The following is a 14954-nucleotide window of genomic DNA, read 5'->3' on the forward strand; positions in this document are numbered from 1 at the left end:
GCGCACGGCCTCGGGGCCGGACGCGATGATCGCCAATTCCCGCTATGTCGCCCGACGGATCCGGAAGATCTACGGGCGTGACGCCGCGGTGATCCATCCGCCGGTGACCCTCGCGGGCGAAAGTATCGACCGGCCCCGAGGCCGCCATTTCCTCGCCGCGAGCCGGCTCGTCCCCTACAAGAACATCGAGGCGATCGTCGACGCGTTCCGGCACCTGCCCGATCTCCAGCTCGTGGTCGCGGGAGACGGCCCGGAAGCCGATCGGCTGCGCCAGCGCGCGGGTCCGAATGTCACGTTCAGGGGGTTCGTCGGCGACGGGGAATTGCGTCGTCTGATGACGACGGCCCGGGCCTTCATCTTCGCAGCCCAGGAAGATTTCGGGATCGTCCCGGTGGAAGCGCAGGCCGAGGGAACCCCGGTGCTGGCGCTCGGGCGCGGCGGAGCGTGCGAGACGGTCGTCGCCTGGGGACTGGAACGGACCGGGTTGTTCTTCGACGAGCCGACCGCCCCGGCCATCGCCGCGTGCGTGCGTCGCTTCGTGGCCGACGAGGACAGCTTCTCGCGCGCGGCTTGCCGGGCACAGGCGGCCCACTTCTCGGCGGATCGCTTTCGGCGCGAGTTTACCACCTTCGTCGAAAAGCAAATGGTGAGCGACCGTCTGAACGTCAATTTTCAGGAAGATCGCATCTATACTCTCGAGGCGTATGGTTAGGCGGGGTTTAAGGCAGTGAGCATCGCGCTTGCCCAGAGAAATGTGGAGAACGAGGCGCCGGCGATGCCGCGCGTCGGTATCGCCACGCGGCTGTGGCGTCGGCGGCGCCTGTTCCTCGGCGTGTTCCTGACCGTCTTCGGCCTCTCGGTGGTCGCGCTGCTCGTGCTGCCCGTGCGGTACGCCGCGACGGGCTCGGTGATCGTGGCGGAGCCCGAACCCGGGACGGCCAACAGTTCCGCCGCCTGGGCGCAGCGAAGCGGCGATCCGGCCGATCTCGAAAGCCAGCTGTTGCAGGTCCGCTCGCCCCGCATCCTTCGCCTGGCCATGGCGCAGCCGGGAATCGCCGAGGCGGCCCGGCGCGAGTGCCGAGCGGTCGCGTCGAGCGGGTTCGCGCTGGCGCGGTTCGCCGGCGGCACGACGGATACGTGCGCGACGCTGCTTCCCGACAGCGGAGCGCTGGTCGAATACCTCGAGCCGCGCGTGCTCGTGGGAAACGTCGGCCGTTCGCGCGTGCTCAACATCACCTACCAGTCGTCGGTGCCCGAGGTGGCGCAGAGCATCACGAACGCGGTCATCACGGCCTTCATGGCGGATCAGCGTGCCAATCTCGCCAAGACCCGCGAGGCGGCCGCCGCGTGGATCTGGCAGGAGATCCATCAGCTCGAGAAGACGCTGCGCGAGGAAGAGGGGCGCATCCAGGCGTTCCGGCGCCGGCAGGGTCTCGTTCGCGGTTCGACGGCACCCATCGCCTCCGAACGCCTGACGAGCATCAGTCAGCAGCTCGCCTCCGCCGAAGCCACGCGCGCCGAGGCCGCCGCCCGCCTGCGCGAGATCAACGCGGACCAGGCGCGCGGGTCCGCCGATTCCCCCGCCGTTCTGGCGAGCCGCACGATCGGGGACCTCAAGCAGCAATCCGCGCTCGTCTCCAGTCAGATCGCCAACAGCGAGACCACGCTGGGACCGAACCATCCCACGATTCAGGGCCTGCAGCGGGAACGGAGCATGTATCAGGCCCGGATGCGCCAGGAGGTGGCCAGCGTCGCGGCCAGTGCCCGGCAGGTCTACGATGCGTCCGGAACCCTGGTGGCCTCGCTGCAGAAGCAGCTGAACGCGGCCAAGGCCGATGTCGGTTCCGCGACCGACGCCGAAGCGACGCTCGCCGACATGACCCGGAGCGTCGAGCTCAAGCGCGCCCAATATGCCGATCTCTTCCGGCGCGCGAGCGACCTCGAGACCGAGCAGCGGATTCTCACCGGCAGTACCCGCGTCGTCAGCCTGGCGGAGCTGCCCACGAAGCCGTTCTTCCCCAAGCGGCTGCCCTTTCTCGCGGCGGGGCTCACCCTCGCGACGCTCCTTGCCACCGCCGCGGCGCTGCTGCGCGACAAGACCGACGGCACCATCCGGGCGGCGGCATCGATCGGTCATGCCGCCGGCGCCATCGCGGTCGCGCTCGTCCCGCGCCTGAGCACCCGACGCCCCTTCGCCGGAGGCGAACTCATTCCGGGCCGCCGGGCCATCCCGCTGAAACTCGCCCTCGCCCAGGCGCGCGACGACGCGAAGCTGCAGGCCGCCCTGCGGTCGCTCTACGCACAGATCGCCCTGCGGCACGGAGGACGAGGCCTGCGCACCCTGCTGATGACCTCGGCCCTGCCCGAGGAGGGCAAGACGTTCACGACGCTCGCGCTCGCCTGCAGCGTCGCCGCCAGCGGCCGCCGCGTGCTCGTCGTCGAAGGTGACCTGTGCGCCCCGACCTTCACGGAGGCCCTCGGGCTGCCGCCCAGTCCGGGCCTCGTCGCGGTCCTGCGCGGCGAAGTCGCCGTGGGCGCCGCGGTCCGCCACACGCGCTTTCCCAATCTCGACGCGCTGCCGGCAGGCCGCGCGTTCGAGAGCTCAACCGAATTGCTGATGGGGGCCAGAGCCGCTCAGGTCGTCGCCCTGGCGGACGACTACGACCTTGTCCTCATCGATTCACCCCCCTTCGGGCTCCTGGCCGATGCCGCCGCGCTGGCCAGGCACGCGGACGGCGTGCTGGTCTGCGCCCGCTGGGGCCGGTCGCAGGTGGAGGCCACGGCGGCGACCATCGACGGCATCCGTGCCGCGGGCGGCACGATGGCGGGCGCCATCATCACCATGGTGCCGCCGCAGGATCAGGCGCTCTATAGAGAGCGGCCGGCCCCCGTCGCCGCGTTTCTCGGGCGCGTGTGATGACCGGCCCCCGAGTTCTGTTCATCAATCACACCAGCACCATGTCGGGTGCCGAACTGGTGCTGGCGGACGTCGTCCGGGCCTGGCGCGGCGCCACCGCCTTCCTGTTCGAGGACGGTCCGCTCAATGCCGCGATGGCCGGCTGCGGGCTGCGCGTCGAGCGCGCGCGCGCAGGGGGCGGCCTCACGGGTCTGCGGCGTTCGTCCTCGCCCCTGCGGGCACTCCCGATGGCGGGGCGTCTGGCCGCCCTCGTCCTCGAAATCGCCGGGCGCGCGCGGCGCGCGGACGTGATCTACGCCAATTCCCAGAAGGCTTTCGTGCTCGGCGCCCTCGCGACGGGGATCGTCCGCCGGCCCCTGATCTGGCACCTGCACGACATCATCGACCCCCTGCATTTCGGAACTGCCCAGCGCCGGCTTCAGGTGGGCCTGGCCAACGCCAGGGCGACCTGCGTCATCGCACCCTCGACGGCCGTGGCCGACGCCTTCGTCGCGGCGGGCGGGCGACGCGACCGGGTGGCGATCGTGCCGAACGGCCTCGATCTCGTCCCGGATCCGCGGTCGCGCGCCGAATTGCGCCGCGCCGCCGGCCTGCCGTCGGGCCTGCTGGTCGGCGTCTTCAGCCGGCTGGCGTCGTGGAAGGGGCAGCACGTCCTGCTGCACGCCCTGGCGGAGCTTCCGGGCGTCGGTGCCGTGGTGGCGGGCGCGCCCCTCTTCGGGGAGGACGCCTACGCGGCCGAGCTGGTGCGTCTGGCCGCCGAACTGGGCATCGCCGACCGCGTGCATTTTCTCGGGCAGAGATCCGACGTGGCTCTGCTGATGCAGGCCGTCGAGGTCGTCGTCCATCCGTCCATTCATCCCGAGCCGTTCGGGCGCACACTCGTCGAGGCCATGCTGGCCGGCGTGCCCCTCGTCGCCACGCGGACCGGCGCCGCCGCCGAGATTCTGGATGAGGGGGCGTTCGGTACCCTGGTGCCGCCGGGCGACGCGGCGGCGCTCGCCGAGGGCATCCGGCGGATCCTCGCCGGTAATGCGGGCGGTGCCACGCAGGTCGCCGCTGCGTCCGAGCGGGCGCGGACCCGTTACGGGGCCGACGGGATGCGCGATGCGATCGCCGGGATCATCCGCCGGGTCGCCGAAGGGGGGCGGGCATGAGGTCGAGCCTCGCCGCCGCGCCGGCCTGGCATCGGCTGAACCTGCCCGGCTGGCTCGCCGCGGCCCTGCTCCTCGGCGGCACGGCCCTCGCCGGCCCCGTGCTCGGAGGGGCGACGCGGTTCGCCTTCATCGCCGGCTGTGCGGTGGTCGGCTGGTATGCCTGGAGGCGCTCGCCCGCCTCCCATCTCCAGGCGATCCTCCTGATCTTCTCGTTCGCGCCGTTCCTGCGCCGCCTCGTCGATCTCTCCGCCGGCTACGAGGCGAGCGGCGTGATGCTGGTCGGTCCGCTTCTGGCGATCCTGATGCCGCTTCCGAGCCTGCGCGCCGCCATCGAGGAAGACCGGCCGATGCCGCCCACCCTGGCCGCGGTGATCGTGGTCGGCGCCTGCGTCACCTACGGCACCGCCCTGTCGTTGTTCCAGGGGGATTGGGCCACCGCCGCGACGGGATCGCTCAAGTGGTTCGCGCCGCTTCTCTATTGCGCGGTTCTCGCCTTCCGGTCGGACGCGGAGCGGCGCGAGATGGTGGACGCCGCCGCCTCGGTGTTCCTCGCGATCCTGCCGCTGACCGGCCTGTACGGGCTCTATCAGTACATCGATCCCCCCACCTGGGATCGCTACTGGATGCAACTCACCACGATCATGTCGATCGGACAGCCGGTGCCCTTCGGCGTTCGCACGTTCAGCACGATGAACGGACCGGCGAGCTTCGCGACCTTCACGGCGGCGGGCCTGCTGCTGGTGGGGTTCCTGCGCTCGGGCTGGATCACGATCGTCCTGGCGACGCCCGCCGCCTTCGCGCTGCTCCTGTCGATGTACCGGACGGCGTGGCTGTCCCTCGCGCTCGGCGTCGCGTTCTGCCTGCTGTTCGCCGCGACCCGCGGCCGGGCTGCCGGCATGATGGTGGTGACCGTGCTAGCCGTCGCTGGCGCGTCGGTGACGCCGTTCGGGGGCGTCATTGGCGAACGGCTGGCCTCGATCGGCTCAGGCGCTCAGGACGACAGCGCCCGCGAGCGGCTGGAGCAATACGTTCACCTGTGGAACCTGCCCGACAGCGAGATCTTCGGCCGGGGCTTCACGGTCACCGACGTCGGCAGCGCCGGCGCCATGGCCATCGACGGGATGATCGTCTCCTGTTGGGTCACGATGGGGCTGGTCGTCGGCCTGTGCTGTCTCGCCGGCCTGCTCCTGGCGATCGGGCGGGCCATCGACGGGGCGCGGCGCGACGGCGGCCCGGAGGCGGTGGTGGTCGGCGCCCTGGCGTGTGGCGCCCTGGTGCAGATGATGCTCGCCAACATCGCATCGGGTGAACTCGGCGTGCTGTTCTGGACCTTCGTGGTCCTGGCACCGGTAGCGGGCAGGGCCGGGCGATGAGGCGCGGGACTGAGCCATCCCCGCGTGGCCGTCCCTGCGATGGGGTCGAAGCCTGACATGAACATGCGGACGCAGGAGCGGGGAATGCACACGATGCCGGGCGCGCGAGCCGGGGGGGGATCGCTGGGGAGCACGCTCGCGGGGCTGGCGCATGCGGCCCTCGGGTCGCGGGGCTGCCTTTTCACCTTCCACCGGGCGGTCAGGACCGAGGATTGGCCGGCGATGCCGAACCAAGGCTTCCACCTCGACCTCGGCTTCCTGAACCGGCTCCTCACGCACCTGCGCGAAACCGGCTGGGACATCGTCACCCTCGACGAGGCGCAGCGGCGCGCCGAGGATCCGCGCGGGGGCCGCTACGTCAACTTCTCCGTCGACGATTGCTATCGCGACACGGCGGAGGCGATCGTTCCGCTCTTTGCCCGCCACGGCGTTCCCGTCACCCTCTTCCTCACCACCGGAATCCCGGACGGAACCCTTCCCCTCTGGGGGGCCGGCCTCGAGGAGGTGCTGCGGACGCGAGACGTCGTCCACCTGCCGGAGGGACGGCTCGCCCTGTCGAGTCCGGAGGAGCGCCGGGCGGCCTACCTGCGCATCGCCACCGCCTGGGACGGCTCTGAGGCCGGCCCCCGCTACAGCGATTTCTGCCGCCGGAACGGTATCGACGAGGAGGCGATGCACTGGCGACATGCGATCACCTGGGACATGCTGGCCGCCCTCGGTGACGATCCCCTGGTGGAGATCGGCGGGCATACCGTCAGCCATCCCCGCATCTCCGCCCTCGATCCCGAGGCGGCTTTCGGCGAGATCGCCGGGTGCCGTGAGCGGATCGGCGCGCGTCTCGGGCGCGAGGCCCGGCACTTCGCCTTCCCCTACGGACGCCGGGGCGATTGCGGCGCCCGCGACTTCGCGCTCACCCGGCGGGCGGGTTTTTCCAGCGCCGCCACGACCCGCAAGGGCCTGGTGCGCCGGGGGCAGGACGCATGGAGCCTGCCCCGCAACACGTTGAGCGGCACCCACCGCCACATCGCCGCCGCCGAGGCCCACCTCACGGGGGCGACGGGGCTCGCCGCCAGGATGCTCAATCGTGTCTAGACCGCTACGCGTCCTGTCGATCGCCCACGCGGCGGTGAGCCGGGAGGCCGGCCGCCTGCGTTATGCGCCGTTCGGCGGCCGCACCGACCTCGACGTTCATCTCGTCGTGCCGCGGCGCTGGCATCAGTTCGGCCGTGCGATCGATGCCGATCCCCCCGACGATCCCGGCATCCGCGTGCACGTGCTGCCGACCTGGCTGCCCAAGGCCGGGCCGATGGGATGGTATCTGCACATCTATCCCGGCCTGCGCGGCCTGATCCGGACGTTGCGCCCCGACGTGGTGCATCTCTGGGAGGAGCCCTGGAGTTTCGTCGCCCTGCAGGCGAGCCTCCTGCGCGGCCCGGCCGGCATGGTGCTGGAGGTCGATCAGAACATCCTCAAGCGGCTGCCGCCGCCCTTCGAGGCGATCCGGCGCTTCACCCTGGCCCGTACGGCGCACGTGCTCGCCCGCAGCCCGGATGCCACGGCGGTCGTCCGGGCGGGCGGCTATGCCGGCGCCGTGACCCCGATCGGCTACGGGGTCGATACGCGGACGTTCCGGCCCCGGACGGAGTCCGGTCCGTCCGATGTCCTGCGTCTCGGTTACGTCGGTCGCCTCGTGGTCGAGAAGGGGCTGGACGACGTGCTCGACGCGATGGCCCGCAGTCGGGTGCCGACCCGCCTCGCGATCATGGGGGAAGGACCGCACGCGCCCCATCTGCGACGGCGGATCGCCGAACTCGGCCTCGAACGGTCCGTCACCTTCGCGCCGTGGGCGGCCCCGGCCGAGGTCGCACGCTTCTTTCACGCCTGCGACGCCGTCGTCCTCGCCACCCGGACCACGGGCGCGGTGCGCGAGCAGTTCGGACGCGTGATCATCGAGGCGCAGGCCTGCGGCGTGCCGGTGATCGGCTCGACCTGCGGGGCGATTCCCTCCGTCGTCGGGCCGGGCGGCTGGATCGTTCCCGAGAGCGATCCCGAGGCGATGGCACGGCTCTTGGAAAGGATCGCGGCCGACCCCGGTGAGCGGTCGGCCCGAGGCCGCGCCGGCCTTCGTAACGTCGCCGAGCGGTTCACCTACGAGGCTGTCGCCGACGCACTCGCACAGGCCTGGCTGGCCGCGGCCTCAGCCGTCTCCCCATCGAACGAGAGGCTGACACCGGGGGCGTTTTGCGCCGGCAATCAGGATTGAGATCGATCCGGCGCTGACGGACCCTGTCGCGCGGGCTGCCACTCACCGGGTGAAGGCGACAGTTTCATCCGTGACGTCGGCGCTGTCTCGCCCCTGTTCGCCGCGCGGAATCGGGAAAACGCGGACCGATCGTGCTGCTACGGGCGCCAGAGATCGCCGACCACGATGAGGGCGAAGCGGTACAGGATGTACGCCCGCCTGCACGCTGCCCGTATTCCCGTCGAGTCCACGTCGTCGATCAGATCCATTGCCCCACCCAGCTCGTCCGGAATCTCCAAGGAGACCAAACCTTTAGAAGAAACGTAACCATGAAAAACACGATGGTAAATCGTTTATTGCAAAGCTTGGGCCATTGCGTATTGATCCACACGCGCGAGCGCAGGCGCGCAGTCCGATGGACATGATGTGTTGGCTTGCCGGTGATCCGGTTCCGAACCGAGTCCGGCAGGTGCCGGCGCACCACCCTGTGCGCGGTTGGCATCGGATCCTGTCCGACCGGACCTCCATCCGTGCGCCTCGGCCATCGACGAACCTGTCCGACCCGTCGGTGAAGGCGGCGGCGCGATCCCGAATGGTCCACGGCCCAACACCGCTCAGCGCGGCACCGAGGGCCCGCACGATGTCAGATCCGTTTCCCCATCCAGGCCCATCCCGTCGCGGCGCGATCGAAAGGTCTGAGCCCACCGGCAGAGAATGCCCGGAATTTGGATCGCCGGCCCGGCGTGTTATCCGGTGCCGCCGCATTTCCGTATCCGCTGGACGGTCGTCTCGACTGGCGACACCGACGGCGCGCGGCCGCGAGGGCCGGATCGCGTGATGGAACGGTCGAGATGCAAGCGAGCACGGTTGCGAAAGAGACGGCGCAAGCGATTGTGATGACGAGAAGAACTGACGATATCAGTCCGTGGCGCTTCTCCGTTGCGCCCATGATGGATTGGACTGACCGTTACTGTCGGGCCTTCCACAGAACCTTGTCGCGACGCGCTCGCCTCTACACCGAGATGGTCACCACCGGGGCGGTCATTCATGGCCCCCGCGATCGTCTGCTGGGCTTTGCCGACATCGAGCATCCGGTGGCGGTGCAGCTCGGCGGCTCCAACCCGTCCGACCTAGCCGAGGCCGCGCGGATCGCTGAGGCCTATGGCTACGACGAGGTCAATCTCAATGTCGGCTGCCCCTCCGATCGGGTACAGGACGGGCGCTTCGGTGCCTGCCTGATGCGCGAGCCCGCCGTCGTGGCCGCATGCGTCGGCGCCATGAAGGCGGCGGTGTCTGTGCCGGTCACGGTGAAGTGCCGGATCGGCGTCGACGACCAGGACACCGAGCAGGCCCTCGACGCTCTGACGCATGCGGTGGTGGCGGCCGGCGTCGACGGCCTCGTGGTGCATGCCCGCAAGGCCTGGCTCCAGGGTCTGTCGCCCAAGGAGAACCGCGACGTGCCGCCCCTGGACTACCCGCGGGTGGCACGACTGAAGCGGTCCCATCCCGGCCTGCCCATCGCCATCAACGGCGGCATCGCCACCATCGCGGAGGCGGCGGCCCATCTCGCGGACGTCGATGGTGTGATGATCGGCCGGGCCGCCTACAGCGATCCGGCGATCCTCCTCGCGGTCGATCCGGTCCTGTTCGGCGAGTCTGCCCCGGCCGTCGACCCGTTCGCGGCCCTGGAGGCGTTCGAGCCGGTGCTCGCCGGCTTCCTGCAGGAGGGCGTGCGCCTTCACGCGGTGACGCGGCACATGCTCGGCCTGTTGAACGGTCGCCCGGGCGCCCGCGCCTATCGCCGTCATCTCTCGACGGCCGGGACTCAGGCGGATGCCGGCCTCGCAACCCTGCGCGCGGCGATCGCCCAGGTGTCCCGCCACGGGTCCGTCTCGGAGCAGAGCGCCCGAGATGACGCCGCTCCGCAGGATGCCGCGTAACTTCGAGGCGCGGCGACAATTACCTGGGTTCTACTTCGCTGGCAAAATACTTTACGGGCAGAGCGAAGTTGTTGCCGATTCAGCACGCCGATATTCAGTGTATAATATGACAGGATTATGAACAAGCGCGAAACGTAAGCCTCGCTATTCAGTCCCTCCGTCCGGTGGACGGAAGCAGGGGGCGAATCATGCGGTTCCAATACGGGGTTTCGACGGCGGCTATCATACTCTCGGCGACGGGCTTAGCCTCGGCGCAGGCGCAGACGGCCAACATCACGCCGGCCAACGCGAATGTCCTGAACCTGCTCGGACCGTTCCTCGCCCTGAATGCGAACCCGGTCGGCCAAGCGACGCTGCAGCTCAACCTCTCCCAGGCCATCGCCACCAACAACCAGTCGACGCCGCAGCAGCGGGCGCTCGCCATCAGCGACAAGGCTCTGCCGGGCAGCACGCCCTTCCTCGGCACGGTCACCCTCGTCAACGGCTCGGTGGTTAATCTGGGCCCGGCGGACAACCTGGCCGGCGGCCTGCCGCTCCAGGCGATCCAGAGCAATCCAGGAACGTCGGGCACCATCAACCCGGTCCAGCCGGTGGGCGGTTACGGTACGGTCCTGGGCCGGCTCTACCAGCAGGGAATCCGCGCCAGCACGGCGACGACGGGGCCGCTCGCCCGGACCTTCGACCTCCTCAACCGGGCCTATACCTTCACGAGCTCTGATCTCGGCGTGGCGAAGAACTACTTCGCCAACGGGGCCGCCACCAACCCGAGCGTGACGCCGGCCGGCTACGTCGCGGTCCCGGCCGTGGCGCCCGCCGGCTACACGCTGCCGCGCTTCAACGGGCTCCCCAATACGACGACCAGCGTCCTCGACATCGCCGCCGGCGTCACCAACACGCAAGCGGGTCAGGACGTCTACGGCAGCTCGCGCCCGGTCCAGGCGAGGCCGAACGCCATCAACGCGTTCGACCCGACCTCGATCAACGGGCTGACCACCAACCCCTCGTTCCCGAGCGGGCACACCAACTACGCGATCACCGATTCGATCCTGCTCGGCATGCTGACGCCGTCGCTCTACCAGAGCATGCTCCTGCGCGGGTCGGAATACGCCGACAGCCGCATCGTGCTCGGCGTTCACTACCCCCTCGACATCATCGCCAGCCGCGCCTTCGCGGCCTACGACCTCGCTCAGGCCTTCACCAACCCGGCCTACATCAACAACGCCACCACCACCGGCACAGCGATCAACCTGACGTCGCTCTTCACCCAGGCGCAGGGCGAGCTCCAGGGCTACCTCTCGGCCGGCTGCGGGGCCGCCGTCGCCACCTGCGCCACTGGCGCGGCCAACACGGCGAACAACCCCTACGTCCCCTCCGCCGCCAACCAGGCTCTCTACCAGTCGCGCCTCACCTATGGCCTGCCGATCCTGACCTTCGCCCAGGCACCCCGGGAAGCCGCGCCCACCGGCGGGCCGGATGCCGCGATCCTGCTCGCGCCCCTCTATGGCGGCAGCAGTGACGCGGCGGCGCAGATCGCGCCGAGGGGCGGCCTCTACGGCTCGCTCCAGACCGCCACGATCAATCAGATCATCGTCAACACCGAGACGAATGCGCTGAGCGCCTTCTACGGCACACCGCTGAGCTACTGGTCGCGCATCGACCTCTACAGTGCGGCCGGCTACTTCCAGAACGTCATCGGCACCCTGTCGCTGGCCGCGAGCGACCGCGTCGCCACCGACGTCACCATCGGCCAGACCGGCGCGCTCTACGCCAACGGCACGATCGCCGGAACCGTGACGGTGGGCGCGGGCGGACTTCTGGGCGGCACCGGCACGGTGGGCGGCCTGGCGGCCCGGTCCGGCGCCGTGGTGGCGCCGGGCAACGGCATCGGCACCCTCGCGGTGGCGGGCAATGCGAGCTTCGCCCCCGGCTCCACCCTCCAGGTCGAGGCGGACGCCGCAGGCCAAGCCGACCGCCTCGCGGTGGCCGGCACCGCCACCCTCAACGGCGGCACCGTCCAGGTGCAGGCCGCCGCCGGCACCTACGATCCGCGCACCGCCTACACCGTGCTCACCGCCGGCGGCGGCGTGCAGGGCCGGTTCGACGGGGTCAGTGCCAACTTCGCCTTCCTCACCCCCACCCTGCGCTACCAGCCCGGGGCCGTCGACCTGACGCTGACGCGCAACGACATCGCCTTCTCCAGCATCGCCCAGACCCGCAACCAGGCCGGCGTCGCCGACGCCATCCAGGCCGCCGGGCCGGGGGCCGCCCTCTACGGCCGCACCGTCGGGCTGACCACGCCCGAGGCGCGCGCCGCCTTCGGTGCGCTCACCGGCGACATCCACGCGAGCATGGCGGGCGCGCAGTTCGAGACCGCCTTCTTCGTGCGCGAGGCCATCCTCGACCGCCTGCGCTGGGGCGCCACCCCTGGTGCGGCCGAGTTCAGCGATTACGGTGCCCTGCCGGCGGCCTACACGGCCGATCTGCCGGGCCGCGCCGCTCCGGTCGCACCGGTGCCGGTGCGCGTCCTCGACCCACGGGTGTTCGGGCTCTGGGGCCAGGGCTTCGGCAGCTTCGGCGAGGCCCGGACCGACGGCAACGCCGCCGGCCTGGCCCGCCAGACCTCCGGCTTCGTGCTCGGCGCGGATGCCCGCCTGAAGACGGGCTTCCGCCTCGGCGTGGCAGGCGGCTACACCGCGACTAGCCTCGACAGCGCGGGGCGGCTCTCCTCCGGCACCATCGAGAGCGGCTTCGGCGGCGTCTACGGCGGCTTCGAGCGCGGACCCGTCGCCCTGCGCCTCGGCGCGGTCTACGCCGACCAGTCGAGCCGCCTGCGCCGGGCCGTGAGCTTTGCCGGCTTCACCGACAGCGACACGGCTCGCTATGGCGGCGCCACCGTGCAGGGCTTCGGCGAGCTCGGCTACAGGTTCTTCCTGGGCGCGCCCCAGGTCGGCCTCCTCACCAAGGGGGAGGGGCCGGTCGCGACGATCCAGCCGGCCTATCTCGAGCCTTTCGTGGGCGGCGCCTACGTCTCGATCGGGCGGGATCGTTTCACCGAGACGGGGGGGCTGGCGGCCCTGACGGGCGCGGCGCAGACCACCGAGGTGGCGACTTCGACGGTGGGCGTTCGCGGCCAGACCAGCCTCGATCTCGGGTTCGGCGCGCCGGTCTCGCTGCACGGGCTGGTGGGTTACCGCCGGGCCTATGGCGACGTGGTGCCCAAGGCCCTCCTGAGCTTCGGCACGGGGCCGGGCTTCCTCACGGCGGGCACCCCGATCAGCCGGGACGCGCTGGTGGCCGAGGCTGGACTCGACGTAAGGGTGGCGCGCGACGCCACGCTGGGCGTGGCCTATACGGGCCAGGTCGGCGAGCGGGCGCAGGACCATGCCGTCAAGGGCAACTTCACCTATCGGTTCTGAGCGCACGCGCGACGCCGTCCTCCGGGACGGCGTCGCGCTTCTCAGCGGTCCCGCAGGATGAGCCGGTCGCCGCGGACTTCGAAGGAGGCCAGCCGATCGAGGAAGGTCATGCCGAGCAGATTCTCGCGCAGGGCTCCGGGGCGGCTGACCAGGGCGGGCACGCGCCGCTCCACGATCGAGCCGACCTGCAGGCTATCCAGGAAGGCGGGGGCCGCCACGGTGACGCCGTTGGCGGTGGAGACGCGCACGCTGAACTCGGATTCCGCCGGGCGGATACCGAGTTCGGCAGCACTCTCGGCGGTGAGGACCACGGAACTCGCCCCGGTGTCGAACTGGAAGCCCTGCGGCCGGCCGTTCACCTGGGCCCGGACGTGAAAATTGCCGTCCGCGCGCCGGGTGATCGTCACCGTTCCGTCCGCGCCCGTGACGGCGCTGCCGGGCCGCACCGCGCCGAGCATCCGGTCGCCGAGGGTCCGGGCCTCGTCGCGATAGGCGTAGCCCGCCACCAGGGCCGCGCCGAGGGCGCCCCAGACCAGGAGCGCGGTGACGTTCGCACTCATCCGGCTGCGGAACTGGTGCCAGAACCCCGCCACGATCACGGTGAGCAGACCCGTGGTCATGGCCACCTGCGCGAACTGGTCGGGCTCGAGACCCGCGATGCGCTGGTTGTCCCCCGACAGCAGGAGGAGCGCGAGGGCACCTCCGACAATCAGCAGCCCGATCAGCCACATGGCGTCGCTCCCGCCAGGGTCCGCTCCGGATAGGCCGCGCGCAGGCGGCCCTCCAGTGTGGCCATCACGGCGCGGCGCTGAGGCTCCGACATCGAACCCCACAGGGCGATCTCGTCGCGGGTGCGGCCGCAGCCCTCGCACAGGCCGGTGGCCGCATCGAGGAGGCAGAGCTTCGTGCAGGGGCTGGATGGCTTGGGGCGGATCTGGCTCATCGCCCCGATCCATGACAGGGCGGCGGCCCCCGGATCAAGTCCGGTCGGCGTCGCGGAACCGGATCAGGCCGGGATCGCCGCGACGAGCCCGAGCAGGGCGGCGATCTCCGCGCCCTGCTGCGCGGCGCCCACCACGTCCCCGGTCTGGCCCCCGATGGCGCGGCGCGCGAGCGCCGTGACGGCGAGCGCCGCCGACGCGCTCAGGACCAGCATCAGACAGCCGCCCAGCGGCGGAAGCCCCAGGGGCAGACCAAGAAGGGTCAGGACCACGCTCATGGCGCCGGCGGTGATCAGCGTCGCCCGGCTCGGGCGCCCGACGCTGGCGCCGGCCCCGTCCGCACGGGCGGGCGGCAGGAGCGCCAGCGGCGCGAGCGCGACACCCCGTGACAGGGCGGCGGCGAGCACCAGGGCGAGGGCCGCCACGGCCCCCGAGCGGTCGAGCAGCGTCGCCAGCGCGCCGATGCGCAGGGCCAGCGACAGCATCAGGGCGACCCCGCCATAGGCCCCGATCCGGCTGTCGCGCATGATCTCCAGGCGCCGGGCCGGCGTCGCGCCGCCGCCGAACCCGTCGGCCACGTCCGCCAACCCGTCCTCGTGCAGGGCTCCGGTGATCAGCACGCCTACCGTCACCGCCAGGGTCGCGGCGAGGAAGGGCCCGAGGCCTAGGCCCCAGGCGCCGAGCAGCATTCCGGCGCCGGGCAGGCCGAGGATCAGGCCGGCCAGCGGCAGCATCCGGGGCAGGGTGCGGAAATCCGGCACGCCGTGCGGGTCGCCCTCGCCGGGGAGCCGTGGCACCGGCAGGCGCGAGAAGAAGCGCAGGCAGCCGGCCAGATCGTAGGCGAGGGCAGCGCCCGGAAAGGCGGGCTCGACCGTCTCATGCATCGCGAACCGGCCCGCCTTCACCACCCGTGCCCGGCCCGTTATAGCTCCCGCAACGGGCGGCCCGCCATCCTGGCGCCGGGGCCGGCC

11 protein-coding genes are annotated in these 14954 nt (G+C 71.1%); 8 read left to right on the forward strand and 3 right to left on the reverse strand.

Features of this window, described 5'->3' with window-relative positions; translation table 11 throughout:
- The 8 genes from MFF30_RS09850 to MFF30_RS09885 all read left to right on the forward strand — a co-directional run.
- Positions 1 to 712: glycosyltransferase (locus tag MFF30_RS09850; protein WP_238279169.1), on the forward strand; the 712-nt coding region annotated here is incomplete at its 5' end.
- A gap of 63 nt (positions 713 to 775) precedes the next feature.
- Positions 776 to 2917 carry a GumC family protein gene (locus MFF30_RS09855; protein WP_238279170.1) on the forward strand — a complete coding sequence of 714 codons (2142 nt, stop codon included), beginning with the start codon at positions 776 to 778 and terminating at the stop codon, positions 2915 to 2917.
- Positions 2917 to 4071, forward strand: coding sequence for a glycosyltransferase (locus MFF30_RS09860; protein ID WP_238279171.1), 1155 nt, complete (start codon positions 2917 to 2919; stop codon positions 4069 to 4071). Before MFF30_RS09855 ends, MFF30_RS09860 begins: the two co-directional genes overlap by 1 nt.
- Positions 4068 to 5444 carry an O-antigen ligase family protein gene (locus MFF30_RS09865; protein WP_238279172.1) on the forward strand — a complete coding sequence of 459 codons (1377 nt, stop codon included), beginning with the start codon at positions 4068 to 4070 and terminating at the stop codon, positions 5442 to 5444. The genes MFF30_RS09860 and MFF30_RS09865 overlap by 4 nt, the downstream gene beginning before the upstream one ends.
- Before the next feature lie 84 nt (positions 5445 to 5528).
- Positions 5529 to 6536 carry a polysaccharide deacetylase family protein gene (locus tag MFF30_RS09870; protein WP_238279173.1) on the forward strand — a complete coding sequence of 336 codons (1008 nt, stop codon included), beginning with the start codon at positions 5529 to 5531 and terminating at the stop codon, positions 6534 to 6536.
- A complete protein-coding gene (locus tag MFF30_RS09875; protein WP_238279214.1) occupies positions 6526 to 7707 on the forward strand; it encodes a glycosyltransferase in 1182 nt (393 codons plus the stop codon). Before MFF30_RS09870 ends, MFF30_RS09875 begins: the two co-directional genes overlap by 11 nt.
- Before the next feature lie 875 nt (positions 7708 to 8582).
- Positions 8583 to 9626, forward strand: coding sequence for a tRNA dihydrouridine(20/20a) synthase DusA (dusA, locus tag MFF30_RS09880; protein WP_283205884.1), 1044 nt, complete (start codon positions 8583 to 8585; stop codon positions 9624 to 9626).
- Between the two features lie 188 nt (positions 9627 to 9814).
- On the forward strand, positions 9815 to 13042 hold the full coding sequence (locus tag MFF30_RS09885; RefSeq protein WP_238279175.1) for an autotransporter family protein: 3228 nt from the start codon (positions 9815 to 9817) through the stop codon (positions 13040 to 13042).
- Positions 13043 to 13083: 41 nt separating this feature from the next.
- On the opposite strand, the gene MFF30_RS09890 is transcribed toward MFF30_RS09885, so the two are convergent.
- The 3 genes from MFF30_RS09890 to cobS all read right to left on the reverse strand — a co-directional run bounded on the left by MFF30_RS09890 (position 13084) and on the right by cobS (position 14867).
- Entirely contained in the window at positions 13084 to 13773 is a 690-nt protein-coding gene (locus MFF30_RS09890; RefSeq protein WP_238279176.1) for a retropepsin-like aspartic protease family protein, read from the reverse strand.
- Entirely contained in the window at positions 13764 to 13985 is a 222-nt protein-coding gene (locus tag MFF30_RS09895; RefSeq protein ID WP_238279177.1) for a DUF1289 domain-containing protein, read from the reverse strand. Before MFF30_RS09895 ends, MFF30_RS09890 begins: the two co-directional genes overlap by 10 nt.
- A gap of 63 nt (positions 13986 to 14048) precedes the next feature.
- Positions 14049 to 14867 carry an adenosylcobinamide-GDP ribazoletransferase gene (gene cobS / locus MFF30_RS09900; protein ID WP_238279178.1) on the reverse strand — a complete coding sequence of 273 codons (819 nt, stop codon included), beginning with the start codon at positions 14865 to 14867 and terminating at the stop codon, positions 14049 to 14051.
- Positions 14868 to 14954: the final 87 nt, after the last annotated feature.

Source organism: Methylobacterium goesingense, assembly GCF_022179225.1.
Taxonomy (GTDB): domain Bacteria; phylum Pseudomonadota; class Alphaproteobacteria; order Rhizobiales; family Beijerinckiaceae; genus Methylobacterium; species Methylobacterium goesingense.

Excerpts from the sequence above, each read along its gene's own strand:
- MFF30_RS09895 (WP_238279177.1), bottom strand. The coding sequence starts at position 13,985 with ATGAGCCAGATCCGCCCCAAGCCATCCAGCCCCTGCACGAAGCTCTGC.
- MFF30_RS09855 (WP_238279170.1), top strand. The coding sequence starts at position 776 with ATGCCGCGCGTCGGTATCGCCACGCGGCTGTGGCGTCGGCGGCGCCTG.
- MFF30_RS09885 (WP_238279175.1), top strand. The coding sequence starts at position 9,815 with ATGCGGTTCCAATACGGGGTTTCGACGGCGGCTATCATACTCTCGGCG.
- cobS (WP_238279178.1), bottom strand. The coding sequence starts at position 14,867 with ATGCATGAGACGGTCGAGCCCGCCTTTCCGGGCGCTGCCCTCGCCTAC.
- MFF30_RS09890 (WP_238279176.1), bottom strand. The coding sequence starts at position 13,773 with ATGTGGCTGATCGGGCTGCTGATTGTCGGAGGTGCCCTCGCGCTCCTC.
- MFF30_RS09860 (WP_238279171.1), top strand. The coding sequence starts at position 2,917 with ATGACCGGCCCCCGAGTTCTGTTCATCAATCACACCAGCACCATGTCG.
- MFF30_RS09870 (WP_238279173.1), top strand. The coding sequence starts at position 5,529 with ATGCACACGATGCCGGGCGCGCGAGCCGGGGGGGGATCGCTGGGGAGC.
- MFF30_RS09865 (WP_238279172.1), top strand. The coding sequence starts at position 4,068 with ATGAGGTCGAGCCTCGCCGCCGCGCCGGCCTGGCATCGGCTGAACCTG.
- dusA (WP_283205884.1), top strand. The coding sequence starts at position 8,583 with ATGACGAGAAGAACTGACGATATCAGTCCGTGGCGCTTCTCCGTTGCG.